This is a genomic window from Oxynema mangrovii CENA135, assembly GCF_016632315.1.
Taxonomy (GTDB): Bacteria; Cyanobacteriota; Cyanobacteriia; order Cyanobacteriales; family Laspinemataceae; genus Oxynema; species Oxynema aestuarii.
Genome location: NZ_JAEOXH010000001.1, coordinates 115,172 through 131,419, shown reverse-complemented (window position 1 = coordinate 131,419; position 16,248 = coordinate 115,172). Strand labels below are relative to the sequence as shown.

Here is a 16,248-nt window from a genome sequence, read left to right as displayed (position 1 = left end):
CCGGCCAATAACCTGAATCCCGAGTGAGGGGAACTCGACCCTTTCCATTCCGCCAATTACAAATCTAAACCCTAAATCTCCCTAATATCCAATCGTGTCTCGACCTACTATCTACATCGCCATTACCAATCACGGTTTCGGTCATGCCGTTCGCGCCGCCTCCGTCGCTGCCGAAATTCAACGACTCGATCCCGAAATCTTGCTCGTCCTGGTGACCACGGCCCCGCGTTGGTTGCTCGAATCTTATATCCCCGGCGATTTTATCGTGCGTCCCCGTGGGTTGGACGTCGGCGTGATTCAGTCCGACAGCATCCAAATGGATAAAAATGCAACTCTAGACAAACTGCGCGAGGTCCGGAAACGACAAAACGAAATTATTGCCGCAGAAGTGAATTTTATCAAACTCAATCGGGTGGGATTGGTTCTCGGCGATATTCCGCCGTTAGCGGCACCGATCGCCCGTGCGGCGGGGATTCCCGGGTGGATGCTCGGTAATTTCGGCTGGGATTTCATCTATCGACCCTGGGGGGGCGAATTTGAGGCGATCGCCGATTGGATTGGCGAGTGTTTCCATCAATGCGATTTGTTATTTCGCCTGCCTTTTTGCGAACCGATGAGCGCTTTTCCCCACCATACCGAAGTTGGATTGACCGGGGGAACGCCGCGTTACGATCTCGACGCCATGCGCGCTCATTGGAACTTAAAGACGCCCCCAGAAAAAACCGTTTTACTCACCTTTGGTGGCTTGGGACTCGATCGCATTCCTTATCAAAATTTAGCTCAGTTTCCGGACTGGCAATTTCTCAGCTTTGATGCTAAAGCTCCGGATTTACCAAACTTAATTAAAATTACTCGAGACGGACCGGATATGGGCAATCCCGATTCTGTTTTTCAACATATTCGTCCCGTCGATTTTATGCCCTTATGCGGGCGGGTCATTTCCAAACCGGGATATAGTACCTTTGCCGAAGCCTGTCGCTTAGAAATCCCGATTGTTTCCCTGACGCGAGAAGATTTTGCAGAATCGCCGATTTTAGTGGAAGCTTTGAGAAATAACGCTTACCATAAAGTTGTGACCCCAGCAGAATTTTTCGAGGGAGAGTGGGATTTTCTGCGCCAACCGCTCGATCCCCCTCGTGAATCCAATCGAATTTTAAAAGATGGATCCCTCGCGATCGCGCGTGCTGTCGTCAACCATTTTGCGACTCACTCACCGCCTCCTCACCCACAATGACCCTCACCGTTAATTCGTTATTGAAACAAATTGCCGATCCGACTCAATCAAACTCGTCAGCCACCCTAAAATTAGCCGTCCGGGACGTGCGAATGGTTCTCGAAGAACAGCGAGAACAAATTCAGCGTTTGACCACCAAATTAAATATTTTATTTGTTACCAACGGGGCATTACTGACCAGTTTGACCCTTTCGCATCTGGTACTCGTCCCGAGTTTGTTCACGATTGTGGAATTACTCGGATTTTTGATTAACTTCACCTTGTTGATTAATGCCTTTTTGCCGCGTCAGTTAGCCGTGACGCCCAATTTGGGCGATCGCAAGTTTCTCGAACGCTATCTTTCCCTTCCTCCCGACCAATACCAAATTCAGATGCTCGTCAATTGGGTCGAGACTTATAATGCCAATAAGCAACGTCTAGATGACGTCTCCCAGTCCCTATCATACTCGGCCTATGTCACCTGGATTCTGGCCCTGACGATTTTACTCGATTTGGTCGTTGCGAATTTCTTCCCGCAAATGCAAAACTTGCAGATCTTGTTAGACAGTTTTTCGTTATGACTTCCGACCGCGAAGGTGGCAAAAAACCACCGAACGAACCGATCCAACTGCCAGAACCAGATCCGGATAACATCACGGTTTTGACGAACAAACTCCCCAACGAACCGATTCTCCCCTGGAATCGTTACGATTCCCCCTGGCGCGAACCTGAAGAAGAAACGAGCAAAGCCAAACGGGGCAAAAAGAAAAAGCGCAAGCGCCAGGAAGGGGAGGATCGAGATGACGACAACAAAGCGGGGGAAGAGGAGGATCCGACCCTAGGAGAAAACGGGTTTTCTGGCGATCGCGAAGCCTCTGCCAAGCCAAATCGCCCCTCTGGCGAGATCGACGCCGAAGCGGATGTCGGACCGGAGGAAAACGGCGATGCGCCAAGGGACTCGCTTCGCGATCGCCCGGAATCCTCCCTAGAATAAATCCCATTTTAAACTTTAATTTTCAAGGGCGCTCATGAGCCACTATCAAAAATATCTCAAACTGCAAACAACCGGAAAATCGCTATCAAAAATTACGGCAAAAGTCGAAGAAGTCGTCGCCCAATCCGGGATCGAAACGGGATTGTGTACGATTTTTTTGCGGCATACTTCTGCGAGTTTGCTGATTCAAGAAAATGCCGATCCCGACGTGCTGCACGATCTAGAGAACTTCTTTGCCGATTTAGTCCCCGAATCGCGGCGCTATCTGCACAGTACGGAAGGCCCGGACGACATGCCCGCGCACATCCGCACGGCGCTGACCCAAACCTCGCAACAAATTCCGGTCAGCCGAGGGCGATTGGTTCTGGGAACCTGGCAGGGGATTTACGTATGGGAACATCGCGATCGCGGACATTACCGAGAAATTGTCATTCACGTTTCCGGAGAATCGTAAGCGAGAGCGGTGTGGGGTGACAGGAGCGGCGATCGGGGGGTCTACACCCCTAACTTCCCAAATCTAAACTCTAAAATGGAAGCGAATCAACGATCCGCCGGGGAAACAGTACGGACGCCACCGACGTTCTTAGTACGACTCGGGAAAAGACAAGGAACTTAGCACATGTCTGGTTTAGATTCCAATCGGGTCAACCCTGTGAATCAAGGCGCAGCCAATGCGGGCGAGTTAGACCCGTTCTTCGAGATCGCTCCCGATTGCATGGCACTCGCCAAGCGCGACGGGCAGTTACAACGGGTAAATGCTTCCTGGGAGCGATGTTTCGGCCATCCCGACCGGGGGGGGTACCGAGACATTTTCGCGATCGCCCATCCCGACGATCGCCCGCAACTCGAACGAGACTGGGCCAGTTTGACCCCGGAGAACCCGCGCGCCGAGTGGGAACGTCGCTGTCAGTTATCCCCACGGGGCGATCGCCGCCTCCGGTGGCTCGTGCAATTTCATCCCAACGGCGAATCGGTCTATCTCGTCGGTCGAGAACTCGACGATCCCGCGCCTCCTCCCGCGCTGACGACGAGGCGATCGCCCCAGACCGACCGCCTCGCCGCCATTGTCGCCGCCTTGCCCCAGCCGATTTACCTGCTCGATCGCGAGACCCGAGTGCTGACGACTAACGACGCCGGGGCGCGGCTGTGGGGTCACCGTCCCGAAAACGTCCGAGGCAAACCTTTGAGCGAATTCGCCTTACCTGCGGGCAGTCGCGAGGCGATCGCCGCCCTCCACCACCAGGTCTTCGAGACCGCCAAACCCCGCAAAGGCGAACTCCCCTGGAGGTCGGGCAAACTCAGCCGGGAATACGAAATGACGGCGATCCCCATTGCCTGTAACGAGGCAACCGCCACCCCAGAAACGATCGACGGCGCGCTCCTCGTCGTGCAAGATGTGGGCGATCGTAAAGCCCTGCAAAAAGAACTCGCCTGGCGCGAGGAACTCTGGCGGGCCTTTTTCTCCTCGGCTCCGGCGGGAATGGCGATCTTAAACCACCAACTGCGCTACGTACAGATCAACGAACGCCTCGCCGAAATGAAAGGCTTGTCCGTCAGCGAACAGTTGGGCAAAGCGTTTGCAGAGGTGATGCCGAACATCGCCAAAAACTTCGAGCCGATCATGCGCTTGATTTTAGCCAGTGGCGAACCGATGCTCAATATCGAGGTGAGCGGACAAGTCGGCACCCAAACCGAAAATCGCACCTGGGATGCATCTCTGTTCCCCTTATTCGGCAGCGACGATCGCCCCAAAGGACTCGGCTTGATTATGGTAGACATTACCGATCGCAAGCAAGCCGAAGCCGAACTCAAAGCCGCTCAGACGCGCTTGCAAAACCTGCTCGCCGCGAGTCCGATGGTGCTTTACAGTTGCGATCCCCAACAAGATTATCGCCCCACTTTCATCAGCCAAAATATCGAAGCGCAAATGGGCTACTCTCCCCAAGCCTTTCTGGACAACCCGGGATTTTGGGAAGAATGCGTCCATCCGCAAGACCGCGATCGCCTCGGCGAAGTTTTGCACCACCTCGAAGGACGCCACACCCTCAGCCTCGAATATCGATTTTGCGACGCCCGAGGTAACTATCACTGGTTGCTCGACGCGATCGAAGTCCTGCGCGATCGCCACGGTCAGCCCATCGAAATCGTCGGTTGCTTGCAAGACATCACCGAACGCAAACAAGCCAGCATCATTCAAGAAGAACTGCTCAGACGTAACGAATCCCTCGTCGAAGCCCTCGGCGAAATCGTTTACGATTACTTCGTCTCTACCGAATTTATCGTCTGGGATGGCGCCTACACCGCCGTTTTGGGATACAGCCCCGCCGAAATGGTCACCGATGCCAAAATTTCTTGGCTCGATCGCGTCCACCCCGACGATCTCGACGGCGTATTCAAAGAACTCGACCAAGCCGTTGACGGTCGCCGCCTCTACAACATCGAATATCGCTTGCGCCACCGAGACGGCTTTTACCTGTGGATGCACGATAAAGGCGCCATTCACTACAACGAACGCGGCGAAGCCGAGCGGATCGTCGGCATCTTATCGAACATTACCGAACGCAAGCAGGCCGAACAAGCATTGCGCGATTCCGAAGCCCGCTTTCGCCAAATTGCCGAACGCGAAGCCCTCCTCAACCAACTCACCGAACAAATTCGCACCTCTCTCGAACTCGACACGATTTTAGAAACCGCCGTCACCGCGATCCGCCAACTGCTCTATATCGATCGCTGTCACTTTATTTGGTTTCACCGCGCCGACGAAGCGGACGACGCCACGATTAAGATGGCGGATTCGGAAAGCTGCGAGATCTCCGGGATCGTACCGGGACAGTCGTACTGGGAAATTGTCAAGGAATCCCGACGGGAAGACCTCGGCGATTTTGTCGGCTGTTACCCGCAAATCTTAGATCCCCAACTGAGCGATCGCCTCCTGGCCCTCGAACCGATCCGCCTCGACGATCTCGGCGACCTCCCGACCCCCTCCAGCTATCGCCTCTGTTCCGAATGGAATTACACGGCTTTAGTCCTGCTGCCCTTGCAAACCCTCGGCGGCGAAATCGGGGCGATCGCCTGCGGTCACCATAGCGGCCCGCGACCGTGGAAAAACGCCGAAATCGAACTGCTCCAAGCCGCCGCCAACCAACTGGCGATCGCCATCCACCAAGCCGAACTCTACAAAAAAGCGACTCTCGCCGCCAGCCAAGCGCAAGCCCAAACCAAACAACTCGAAGCCACTTTGCGCGAATTACAACAAACCCAAACCCAACTCATTCAAACGGAAAAAATGTCGAGTTTGGGGCAGATGGTCGCCGGGGTCGCCCACGAAATTAACAATCCGGTCAATTTCATTACCGGGAATTTGCAACACGCCGACGAGTACATTAAAGACCTGCTCGGCTTGATCGAACTCTACCGCCAGCACTATCCCGATCCCGTCGAGGAAATCGAGGAGGAAGCCGAGGCGATCGAAGTCGATTTTTTAATCGAAGATTTGCCCAAACTCCTCTCTTCGATGAAAGTCGGCGCCGATCGCATTCGCGAAATCGTGCGGAGTTTACGCAACTTCTCCCGCCTCGACGAAGCCAAAATGAAGCCCGTCGATATTCACGAAGGCATCGAAAGCACTTTGTTAATCCTGCACAATCGCCTCAAAGGGAAAGGCGAAAAACCGGAAATTACAATTGTCCGCGATTACGACGAGTTGCCCTTAGTCGAATGTTATGGCGGCGAACTCAATCAAGTCTTTATGAATCTGCTCGCCAACGCGATCGACGCCCTCGAAGGTCAACCGCCGCCGCATACGATTACGATTCGCACCTTGAGAAAACTCCCTCACCCCGATGGAGATCCGGCGATCGCCCCTACCGAATTCAACGCCTCGGAAAGGGTTTTCATTTCGATCGCCGATAACGGTCCGGGGATGAATGAAGAGGTCAAAGCCAGTTTGTTCGATCCCTTTTTTACCACCAAACCCGTCGGCAAAGGGACCGGATTGGGACTGGCGATCAGCTATCAAATTGTCGTGGACAAACATCAAGGTCAACTCTGGTGCGAATCCCAACCCGATCGCGGCGCCAAGTTTTGCATCGAAATTCCCGTCGCGCCATCGCCGACACCGCCCCCGGAAACGCTCCCATGTTAAACCCGATTAAGATCGCAGGGTAAGCATCGACATCGACCTCTCTCCCTCTTGAGTTATCGATTGAGGATATCAATTTTGGGTACAACGGAGCGCCACGAGCCAAGGATCTCCCATCGCCAACGACTGGTCTTGTTAACCCTGACCATGGCGGTCGTATCGATGGCGATCTCTTCTTTTGCGATTTACATGCTGTATCGTACCGCTTTGGCGAGCGTGCGATCTCGCCTCCTCGATCAAGTTTATACCGAACGGCGCGCGATCGAGGCGATCGCCCGTCAGACCCGCGATCGCGAACAAACCTTGGACATCGCCCGCAACGCTTACGCAGGCGATCTCCGCAACTCCCCTTTAGGGGAACTGATGCTCGTCGAACGTCAGGGCGATCGCCTCGTGTTGCTCGTCTCCAGTCGGCGCCTCCCGGTGGCCACCCCGGCAGACCTCCCCCCGGACGACCCCCTCGCCGACCCCCTACAACGGGCGCTCTCCGGTGAGTCGGGCAGCTTCGTCATCCGCGACGATCGCGGCGAGATCGTCTTTGGCGCTTACGAACCGATCGCCCCGTTCGATTGGGCGATCGTCGCCCAGATCGAACGCACCAGCGTCCGCGCCCCTTTCTTAAAAACGGTCGTCCTCACCGGGGTCATCGGGATTTGGGTCGTCTTCGTCGGCGTGTCTCTCTTCTTCGGCATTACCAACAAACTCCTACGCGAACTCGAAGATAACGAAGCCAAACATCGCGGCATTTTACAAGCCGCAGCCGACGGCATTCTCACCATTAGCGATCGCGGTAAAATTCACTGGGTCAATCAAGCCATCCTCGATATTTTTGGTTACCCGACCCCCGACGAGTTAATCGGTCAAAATTTAAAAATTTTGATGCCGAAATTAGTCCATCAAGAACTCGATGCCTACTTAAATATTTACCTCAATAAAGCCTTTTACAATCAAAATCACAAAGGCTACGAAGTCATCGGCAAACGTCACAACGGCACCACTTTTCCTATGGAACTGACGGTCACCGAAGTGCGCTTACAAAGCGGGCGACTGTTTACTCTATTCGTTCGCGACATTACCGAACGCAAGCGCTCCCAAGAAGCCCTCGAACAAAGTTACAACCTCTTACAAGCGATTACCGAAGGAACTGCCGACCCCATTTTTTTAAAAGACTTGCAAGGTCACTACATCACGATCAACTCGGCGGGAGCGGCGATAATGGGCAAACCTGCCGATGAAATTATCGGCAAATCGGATACGGATTTGTTAACCCCTGAAAGCGCCCGCCAAATCGCTAAAAATGACCGTCGGGTGATGATGGAAGGTCAAACACAACGGGTGGAAGAATCGATCGTCCCGCGCTCGAATAACGGCGAAATCCCTGCGGCGCGAACTTATTTATGTACGAAAAGTGTATATCGTTCGGCCCGGGGTAATATTATCGGTTTAATTGGGGTCGCTCGCGATATCAGCGATCGCGTCGAAGCGGAAGCGACGTTACGCCAAACCGTAGAACGCTTGCATCAAACGTCTCAAGAGTTGCAAGAAAAAAATCAACAATTAGAAACGGCCTTATCGGAATTACAACGCACTCAAACTCAACTGATTCAAACGGAAAAAATGTCGAGTTTGGGTCAGATGGTCGCCGGAATTGCCCACGAAATTAACAATCCGGTGAATTTTATTTATGCCAATTTAGATCACGCCCAAGACTATTTACAAGATTTGCTGGCCTTGGTCGATCTGTACGGTCAACACGAGGCGGGAAAGGTGCCGGAAATTACGGAAATGGCGGAGGAAATCGAGCTGGAGTTTCTGCGCGAAGATTTGCCGAAGTTACTGGTTTCTATGAAGGTCGGCGCCGATCGCATTCGCGAAATTGTTCGCAATTTACGCAATTTTTCCCGTCTCGACGAAGCCCAAATGAAGCAGGTAGATATTCATGAAGGGTTGGAAAGTACCTTATCGATTTTGCACAATCGTTTCAAAGCGCAAGATTGTCGTCCGGAAATTGCCTTGATGAAAGAGTACGGGAACTTGCCAAAAGTGGAGTGCTATCCCGGACAACTCAATCAGGTGTTTATGAATTTGCTCAACAACGCCATCGATGCGTTGGATTTGAAAGATCCGCCCCATCAAATTACCATCGAAACCCGGGCGATCGCCCCCAGTGCGGGTTCGGAAGGGTTCGAGGCGATCGCGATTCGGATCGTGGATAACGGACCGGGGATGAGTGAGGAAATTCAAGCTCGCCTCTTCGACCCGTTCTTTACTACCAAACCCGTCGGGAAGGGAACGGGGCTGGGGTTGGCGATTAGTTATCAAATTGTGGTCGAACGACATGGGGGACAGATCGAGTGCGTGTCCGAACCCGGTCGCGGGACGGAATTTACGGTCACGATTCCGATTCGTCAATCTCGCTACCCCTAATTCGTCTTTCAGTCGGACGGTAAGGCGATCGCGATTTGGACTTCGCTCTGTTTGAGGGCTTCCGGGGTCATCGGCGAGTTGTAGAGCAGTCGGCGAGGTGGAGCGATCGCCCGATATTGCGGGTTTTCGCCCAACCATCGGTAAAGGCGATCGCGATGTCGTTCGTAACTGTCCCAGGTATACGCTCCTTGAATGCCGATGCTGACCACGGCGATCTCCGGATAGTCTCTCACTTCTACGTCGGGGGCGACCTTCGCCGGGGCGATCGTCGCGTCGGGATAGAGGAAGGACACGTCGGCGCGCTTCTCCTGGGGAGACCCCGAGCGATCTCGGGTGCCTCCCGCCATCGGATCGGCACCGTAATAGCGCACTTCTACCGGGGTCGTCATCGCGATTTGATTGGCGCTGATATGTCGGTAAAGCGCATCAAATGCCGCCCGGGTCGCGAGTTTCACGTCTCCCTGATGGGTGTAAGTGACGGCCCGATAGGCGGGATACTGTTTGATTTCGATCTCGCCGTTGGCTGTCGGCGGCGGGAACTGCTTCGGTAACTGAGCGGCCATCCTCGATCCTCTTGCTCGGCTAGTTGTATTGTAAGGGTGCGCGATCGCCCAGTAACGGCAAAGCAGGATCGCGCCGAACCCCCCGCGCTATGATGAGATAGATGTTAAGTTGTGTAACGACCATTGAGTGCGACTTCCAGACCTACAGACCGCGTGATGCTGCCCCAAACTTGGTACGCCCTCGATCCGATCTGGGAAGGAGATGAGGCGATCGTGCGCGACGGCTTACCCCACGATCGACTCGCTCCCGGTTGGCAAATGTTACTCCTCGGCGACGGTTCTCCCACTCGCCACCTCAAATTACTTACCGGAGAAACCACCGAAGTCGATGTGATCGACATGTCGGCGATCGGAACCCATCCCGACGGCGCGCCAGCCATTATCAAAGCAGTTCCCGCCCCCCATTTGCGGCGACAAGTTTGGTTGAGAACGCCCTCGGGTCAGCGCCTCGCTTACGCCGCCTCCTGGTGGGAAGCCGCCCATGTAGATGAGTACCTGCAAAATCGCTCGATTCCCATTTGGGACAGTCTCTCGCGCCTGCACGCGGAACTCTATCGCGACGTGCGCGGCATTCATTACGGACACAGTGCCATTTTAGAAAAAGCTTTCGGCCAATCGGGCCCGTTTTGGGGACGCCATTATTTATTTTGGCATCAAAAAAAGCCATTAACCTTGATTTATGAAGTCTTTTCCCCCTATCTAACCCGCTATTTAGGGCCGATGCAGCGATAATCAAAACATTATCAAAAGATCCTAAAAAATCGACGAGCCGGGAGAATCGGATTGACCCCCGGCTCGTCGATTTCAATCGAGCAACTGTTTAGAAAAGATCGTTAAACTTTCCCGACTTTTTCCAACATCAATTTAGAGCGCTTGAGCGGTTCGGCAATGGCGATCGGATAATCTCCGGTAAAGCACGCCGAACAGAACTGAGTCGGATCTTCTCCGGTAGCTTTTAACATCCCTTCCCAGCTCAAATACGCTAGGGAATCGACGCCAATTTTGGCCTCGATTTGTTCTACCGATTGGGTTGCCGCGATCAACTGATCTTGATTGTCCGTATCGATCCCGTAGAAACAGGGATGAGTGACCGGAGGCGAGGAAATCCGCATGTGAACTTCCGTGGCGCCCGCATCGCGCAGCGCTTGGACGATTTTGCGGCTCGTGGTTCCGCGCACGATCGAATCGTCTACCATGAGGACGCGCTGACCCTGGAGAACGTCTTTGAGGGGGTTGAGTTTCATCCGAATCCCGGATTCGCGCATAGTCTGGGTCGGTTGAATGAAGGTGCGACCGACGTAGCGGTTTTTGATCAAGCCTTCGGCGTAACGAATCCCCGTGGCTTGAGAAAACCCGATCGCCGCCGGAATGCCCGAATCCGGTACGCCGATAATAATATCCACGTCGGCGGGAGATTCTTCGGCGAGTTGGCGTCCCAAGCGCATCCGGTAGCTGTACAAGCTTTCGTCGTGCATGACGCTATCGGGACGAGCAAAGTAGATCATCTCGAAGATGCACAATTTGCGGCTCGGTTCTCGGTTCCATTGGAAGGAGGCCAATCCTTCATCGGTAATCCAGACTAACTCGCCCGGTTGCACGTCGCGCAGGTAGCGGGCGCCGATGATGTCGAGACCGCAGGTTTCGGAGGCGAGGACGTAGCGGCTGGGATTGCCTTCGAGTTCTCCAATGACCAAGGGGCGGATGCCGTGGGGATCGCGCACCCCCATCATCCCCGCCGGGGTACCGATCGCCAAACTAAAGGCGCCCCGGCACTTCTGAAAGGCGCCGATCGCCGCTTCGAGCCAGTCTTTGCCGTTATCGACTTCCAAGCCGATCGCGATCGCGATCGATTCCGAATCCGTCGTCGTCACTAAATTGCAATTGCGATCTAACAATTCTTGACGCAACTCGGCAGTATTGACTAAATTCCCATTATGTGCTAAAGCTAACGTACCCAAGCGGGTTTCGACCAAAGCGGGTTGGGCATTAACAATGCGACTCGAACCCGTGGTCGAGTAACGAGTGTGACCGATGCCGAGATTTCCGGTCAGTTTGGCTAACATCGACTCGTTAAACACTTGGGAGACCAGCCCCATATCCTTGTGGCTGTGAACCCGCCCGTCCTTCTCAAAGGTGGCAATTCCGGCAGATTCTTGACCCCGATGTTGAAGGGCGTAGAGACCGAAATAGGTTAGCTTGGCCACATCCTCCCCAGGGGCGTAAACCGCAAACACACCGCAAGCTTCCTCGGGTTTGTCAACCTCAAAAGATGGGTTCGACAGCAGATCGATGCGGTCGCGGGGCGAATTCTCAGACGGGGGCGATGGCACGTCAGAAGATACGGGATGCTTGGGAATCATGCTAAAGATCGGCTCCTGCTTAGGATAAATCAGCGAACGGGGAATATCCGCTAGATGGACAAGCGGCGTTCGATGGCACCCTGCCAACGATCGCCCATCTCTGTCATACTAACGTTGATTAAGGAGAGGTTATCAACCGTAAAGATGCGTAAACCGCGATCTTTTCGTGATACGATTCCTATATTTTGCCAAGTTTCTCGCAGTTGCGCTCGTAAATAAGACTCCCACTCGCCCGCCTGTTGCGGCGAAACCGAGACGAGAATCCGCGCCCCCCCTTCGGCAAATAAAATTTCATCCCACCGTTCTATGGTAGCGCCGATCTTCAACTGTACTTCGGCTCCGAGATCTCCACTGAGGCAGGATTCAGCCAGGGCGATCGCCAAACCCCCTTCCGCGCAATCGTGAGCCGACTTCACCCATCCTTGGCGAATTCCGTGACGACAAACCGCTTGTACCTGCCGTTCTAACTCGAAATTCACCTTCGGCGGACGTCCCGCAACGGTTTCGTGAATCGCCGCCAAATATTCCGAGGCTCCCAAGGTGACCTCGCCGCCGCGTTCTTCACCGACGGGAACCCCCAATAAATAGATAACATCCCCTTCCGCGCGCCAACCTTGAGCGCAGGCTTTGCTCAAATCGGGCAGATCGCCGACCATCCCAATCACCGGGGTCGGGTAAATCGGCGTCGGTTGTCCGTTGCTGTCGAGGGTTTCGTTATACAGGGAGACATTCCCCCCGGTCACTGGAGTGGCAAATTCTCGACAGGCTTCGGCAATTCCTTCGCAAGCGCGGGCGAGTTGCCAGTATCCGACGGGTTTTTCGGGACTGCCGAAGTTTAAGTTATCGGTGACGGCGAGGGGCTCGGCGCCGACACAACTTAAGTTGCGCGCGGCTTCGGCGACGACGGCTTTCGCACCTTCGTAAGGGTCGAGATAGACGTAGCGGGAATTGCAATCGACGGTGGCGGCGACCCCGCGATTAAAGGTTCCTTGACGGGCGTTCTCGCCGACTTGCGGGCGCAAGCGGACGACGGAGGCATCGGCACCGCCGGGTAAAAAGACGGTGTTATTTTGAACTTGATGGTCGTATTGGCGATAAACCCATTTTTTGGAGGCGATCGTCGGGGTATCGAGCAGTTGTAGCAGGATTTCGCTCCAAGTTGTCTGTTTTCCGTTAATTTCGATCCCGGCGATCGCCGCCTCCGGTAACGCACTGGCGGACCACTGCCACGCTTCTCGGGCGTAAGCGGGAGGTTCGGCGAGCAGTTCGCGCGGGTAAAGCGGGGTGTCTTCGGCGAGGGCGCTGGAGGGGACTTCGGCGGCGATCGCCCCTCGGTAGAGGATCCGCACCAGGGGTTCGGCGATCGTGGTTCCGGCGACGACGGCGTGCAGTCCCCAGCGCTCGAATACGTCGATTAGCTCTTGTTCCCGTCCTTTGTGGGCGACGAATAACATCCGTTCTTGGGATTCGGACAGGAGGAATTCGTAAGGGACCATTCCAGTTTCGCGTACCGGGATTAAGTCGAGATCGAGCTCGATCCCGATGCCCCCTTTGGCGGCCATTTCCGAGGTGGAACAGGTAATCCCGGCGGCGCCCATATCTTGCGCGGCGACGACGGCTCCGGTTTTAAAGGCTTCGAGACAGGCTTCGATCAGGGATTTTTCGAGGAAGGGGTCCCCAACTTGCACGGCGGGGCGATCGTCGGCGGACTCTTCGGTGAGTTCGGCACTGGCGAAGCTGGCGCCGCCCATTCCGTCCCGTCCGGTGGTCGATCCGACGTACAACACGGGATTGCCGATGCCGGAGGCGCCCGCTTTGACGATCTCCTCGGTTTCCATCAGTCCGAGGGCCATGACGTTGACGAGGGGGTTGCCTGCATAAGATCGATCGAAGTACACTTCGCCGCCGACGGTGGGAACGCCGACGGAGTTACCGTAACCGGAAATGCCTTCGACAACGCCCATGAAGATGCGGCGGGTACGGGGATTGTCGAGGGTGCCGAAACGCAGGGAGTTGAGGACGGCGATCGGTCGGGCGCCCATGGTGAAAATGTCGCGCAGGATGCCACCGACCCCCGTAGCGGCACCTTGGTAGGGTTCGATCGCCGAGGGGTGGTTGTGGGACTCGATTTTAAAGGCGAGTCGCACTCCGTCGCCGAAGTCCACGACTCCCGCATTTTCCCCGGGACCGACGAGGATGCGATCGCCTTGGGTGGGAAATTGTTTGAGCAAGGGACGGGAGTTTTTGTAGCAGCAGTGTTCGGACCACATGACCCCGAACATCCCCAATTCGGCTTTGTTGGGATGACGTCCCAAGCGATTGACGATTTCTTGGTATTCTTCGGGTTTGAGACCTTCGGCAGCGATTTCTTGTGGAGAAAAGGGGGCTTCGGAAATTGCAGACATGACGGCGGTATCGGACGATAAAACAGCAAAACTATTTTATCGAGAAGCGATGGGGTTTTAGATTTTATATTTGAGCGTTTAGAGTTTAGCTTGGATCGCGATCGCCCGCGATCGCGATCGGTTTGGTTTTTTTTAAGGGTGAGCCGCGCTAACATGTCAGCCTCCATGGGGCGATCGCCGAATTTCTCGCAACAATCATGTTGAAATTTTCTAGAGTTTAAACGGGTCCGTAACTTGTTCTAGATCGATCCGAAACCCCGATCGAAAGCCCCACCGCTTTGCTGCCATTGCCGATTCGCCAGTCCCGATCTCCCCTAATTTTTAATCCCGGTACTGGCAATTCCGCGAATGAATTGCCGTTGTCCGATCGCAAATAAAACCGTTACGGGAAAAGTGGCAATTCCCACGGCAGCCATCAATAATTCCCAACGACTGGTAAATTGTTCTTGAAATTGAGCTAACGCTAACTGAACCGTCCTCAATTCCGGTCGGGTCGTAAAAATCAAAGGTTTAAACAGGTCGTTCCACTCGCCGATAAAGGTAAATAAAAATAGGGTGACTAATGCGGGACGGGCTAAGGGTAACAAAATTCGCCACAAAATTTGCCAGCGTGTTGCCCCGTCCAAGGCGGCGGCTTCTTCGAGTTCGACGGGGATTGTCAGGAAATACTGACGCATCAAGAAAATGCCGAATCCACTGACGGCACTGGGTAAAATCAGGGCGGCATAAGTATCGATCGCCCCGAGCCATTTGAGCACGAGGAAAATGGGAATCACTAATAATTGGAAGGGAATCACCAACGTCGCGAGGATCCCCACTAAAACAATCTGGCGCCCGCGAAACTGCAAGCGAGCCAAGGCATAACCCCCCAGAGAGGAGGTGAGGGTCTGGAGGGCGGTAACGGCCAAGGCAACTACGGTAGAATTAGCAAAGGCCAGCCAAAAGTTCGCCCGCTCCCAGGCTTCGCGATAGTTGGCAAAAGTAAGTCTTGGTGGGAAAATGCCACTAATCGCACTAGGGGGGATCAGGGATTTGGCAAGGGCGACGGCCAAGGGCAACAAGACTAAAATCGCACCGCAAAACAGCACGATCGAGCTGAGCTGGCGGCCAAATCGGTTGATGTTCACGATTGATAATCGGAATACTTAGCTTCGATTGTAATGAGTAAAGTAAACTATAAGTTGTTTTAGTCCGGTCTACCCATTTATCCTTTAACTTAGAAGTTATAAGGTCAATTTAGGATCGTAGGCGAAATCAGAATCAGGAGACAACACAGTTATGCCGCAGCTTGAGGCAGCCCCAGCACTAGACTTTCAAAGCGAAACTTACAAAGACGCATACAGCCGGATTAATGCGATCGTCATCGAAGGCGAAGACGAAGCCACGAGCAACTACGTGAAATTGGCAGAACTGCTGCCGGACAGTCACGACGAACTGATCGCATTGTCAAAAATGGAAAACCGCCACAAGAAGGGATTCCAAGCCTGTGGTCGCAATTTGAAAGTGACCCCGGATATGGAGTTTGCGCGGGAGTATTTTGCCAAACTCCACGAAAATTTCCAAAAAGCCGCCGAACAGGGCCAGATAGCGACTTGTTTGGTCATCCAAGCGCTAATTATCGAGTGTTTTGCGATCGCCGCCTATAACATTTACATCCCCGTGGCCGATCCGTTTGCGCGCAAAATCACCGAAGGGGTCGTCAAAGACGAGTACAGCCATCTCAACTACGGTCAGGAATGGCTCAAAGCGCATTTTGAACAGAACAAAGCGGAAATCGAAAAAGCCAATCGCGAGAACTTGCCGCTTGTTTGGAAAATGCTCAACCAAGTCGAACGGGACGCCGCTACTTTAGGCATGGAGAAAGATGCCTTAGTAGAGGACTTCATGATTGCCTACGGGGAAGCCCTAGGCGAAATCGGGTTTAGCACTCGCGACATCATGAAAATGTCCGCTTACGGCTTAATCGGCGCTTGAAGGTCGAGATTGTGACTGCCACCGCGATCGCTACCCGAGATCGCGGTGTGTCCCATCGGAGCGAAGGCGATCCCGATCCGAGTCGGCGAGGACGAGATCGAAGCGGTTACCGCGAAGCTCGTCGCCCTATCCGTCGGGCTGGAGATCGGGGTTTATCGGCCTGCGCCAGCT

Annotated in this window: 12 protein-coding genes; 8 read left to right on the top strand and 4 right to left on the bottom strand. The window is 54.2% G+C overall.

Annotated elements, in window-relative coordinates:
* Nucleotides 1-94 precede the first annotated feature (94 nt).
* From JJD41_RS00515 to JJD41_RS00490, 6 genes are all read left to right on the top strand, one after another.
* Nucleotides 95-1,234 carry a glycosyl transferase gene (locus JJD41_RS00515; RefSeq protein ID WP_200664247.1) on the top strand — a complete coding sequence of 380 codons (1,140 nt, stop codon included), beginning with the start codon at nucleotides 95-97 and terminating at the stop codon, nucleotides 1,232-1,234.
* A complete protein-coding gene (locus tag JJD41_RS00510) occupies nucleotides 1,231-1,794 on the top strand; it encodes a hypothetical protein (protein ID WP_168570048.1) in 564 nt (187 codons plus the stop codon). The genes JJD41_RS00515 and JJD41_RS00510 overlap by 4 nt, the downstream gene beginning before the upstream one ends.
* Nucleotides 1,791-2,207 carry a hypothetical protein gene (locus tag JJD41_RS00505; RefSeq protein WP_200664246.1) on the top strand — a complete coding sequence of 139 codons (417 nt, stop codon included), beginning with the start codon at nucleotides 1,791-1,793 and terminating at the stop codon, nucleotides 2,205-2,207. The genes JJD41_RS00510 and JJD41_RS00505 overlap by 4 nt, the downstream gene beginning before the upstream one ends.
* A 34-nt stretch (nucleotides 2,208-2,241) precedes the next feature.
* Nucleotides 2,242-2,661 carry a secondary thiamine-phosphate synthase enzyme YjbQ gene (locus JJD41_RS00500; RefSeq protein ID WP_200664245.1) on the top strand — a complete coding sequence of 140 codons (420 nt, stop codon included), beginning with the start codon at nucleotides 2,242-2,244 and terminating at the stop codon, nucleotides 2,659-2,661.
* A gap of 165 nt (nucleotides 2,662-2,826) precedes the next feature.
* Nucleotides 2,827-6,351: a PAS domain S-box protein gene (locus JJD41_RS00495; RefSeq protein WP_200664244.1), complete on the top strand. Its 3,525-nt coding sequence runs from the start codon at nucleotides 2,827-2,829 to the stop codon at nucleotides 6,349-6,351.
* A gap of 75 nt (nucleotides 6,352-6,426) precedes the next feature.
* Nucleotides 6,427-8,775 carry a PAS domain S-box protein gene (locus JJD41_RS00490; protein ID WP_200664243.1) on the top strand — a complete coding sequence of 783 codons (2,349 nt, stop codon included), beginning with the start codon at nucleotides 6,427-6,429 and terminating at the stop codon, nucleotides 8,773-8,775.
* A gap of 8 nt (nucleotides 8,776-8,783) precedes the next feature.
* On the opposite strand, the gene JJD41_RS00485 is transcribed toward JJD41_RS00490, so the two are convergent.
* Nucleotides 8,784-9,338, bottom strand: coding sequence for a heme-binding protein (locus JJD41_RS00485; protein ID WP_200664242.1), 555 nt, complete (start codon nucleotides 9,336-9,338; stop codon nucleotides 8,784-8,786).
* A gap of 156 nt (nucleotides 9,339-9,494) precedes the next feature.
* Between JJD41_RS00485 and JJD41_RS00480 the strand changes: the two genes are divergently transcribed.
* Nucleotides 9,495-10,070 (top strand): chorismate lyase, encoded by a 576-nt coding sequence (locus JJD41_RS00480; protein WP_168570042.1) that lies wholly within the window; start codon nucleotides 9,495-9,497, stop codon nucleotides 10,068-10,070.
* A gap of 101 nt (nucleotides 10,071-10,171) precedes the next feature.
* On the opposite strand, the gene purF is transcribed toward JJD41_RS00480, so the two are convergent.
* The 3 genes from purF to JJD41_RS00465 all read right to left on the bottom strand — a co-directional run bounded on the left by purF (nucleotide 10,172) and on the right by JJD41_RS00465 (nucleotide 15,230).
* Complete coding sequence (purF, locus tag JJD41_RS00475) at nucleotides 10,172-11,698, bottom strand: amidophosphoribosyltransferase (protein WP_200664241.1); 1,527 nt, start codon at nucleotides 11,696-11,698, stop codon at nucleotides 10,172-10,174.
* 50 nt (nucleotides 11,699-11,748) lie between these two features.
* The gene (purL, locus tag JJD41_RS00470) at nucleotides 11,749-14,103 is read right to left on the bottom strand and encodes a phosphoribosylformylglycinamidine synthase subunit PurL (RefSeq protein ID WP_200664240.1); all 2,355 of its coding nucleotides are present in this window, start codon (nucleotides 14,101-14,103) and stop codon (nucleotides 11,749-11,751) included.
* Nucleotides 14,104-14,417: 314 nt separating this feature from the next.
* Entirely contained in the window at nucleotides 14,418-15,230 is an 813-nt protein-coding gene (locus JJD41_RS00465; RefSeq protein WP_370583692.1) for a carbohydrate ABC transporter permease, read from the bottom strand.
* A gap of 151 nt (nucleotides 15,231-15,381) precedes the next feature.
* Between JJD41_RS00465 and JJD41_RS00460 the strand changes: the two genes are divergently transcribed.
* Complete coding sequence (locus JJD41_RS00460; RefSeq protein WP_200664239.1) at nucleotides 15,382-16,077, top strand: aldehyde oxygenase (deformylating); 696 nt, start codon at nucleotides 15,382-15,384, stop codon at nucleotides 16,075-16,077.
* Nucleotides 16,078-16,248 lie beyond the last annotated feature (171 nt).

What these genes read in the sequence shown, in the direction of transcription:
- JJD41_RS00510 (WP_168570048.1), top strand. Translation starts at nt 1,231, where the DNA reads ATGACCCTCACCGTTAATTCGTTATTGAAACAAATTGCCGATCCGACT.
- JJD41_RS00505 (WP_200664246.1), top strand. Translation starts at nt 1,791, where the DNA reads ATGACTTCCGACCGCGAAGGTGGCAAAAAACCACCGAACGAACCGATC.
- JJD41_RS00500 (WP_200664245.1), top strand. Translation starts at nt 2,242, where the DNA reads ATGAGCCACTATCAAAAATATCTCAAACTGCAAACAACCGGAAAATCG.
- JJD41_RS00495 (WP_200664244.1), top strand. Translation starts at nt 2,827, where the DNA reads ATGTCTGGTTTAGATTCCAATCGGGTCAACCCTGTGAATCAAGGCGCA.
- JJD41_RS00485 (WP_200664242.1), bottom strand. Translation starts at nt 9,338, where the DNA reads ATGGCCGCTCAGTTACCGAAGCAGTTCCCGCCGCCGACAGCCAACGGC.
- JJD41_RS00480 (WP_168570042.1), top strand. Translation starts at nt 9,495, where the DNA reads ATGCTGCCCCAAACTTGGTACGCCCTCGATCCGATCTGGGAAGGAGAT.
- purF (WP_200664241.1), bottom strand. Translation starts at nt 11,698, where the DNA reads ATGATTCCCAAGCATCCCGTATCTTCTGACGTGCCATCGCCCCCGTCT.
- purL (WP_200664240.1), bottom strand. Translation starts at nt 14,103, where the DNA reads ATGTCTGCAATTTCCGAAGCCCCCTTTTCTCCACAAGAAATCGCTGCC.
- JJD41_RS00460 (WP_200664239.1), top strand. Translation starts at nt 15,382, where the DNA reads ATGCCGCAGCTTGAGGCAGCCCCAGCACTAGACTTTCAAAGCGAAACT.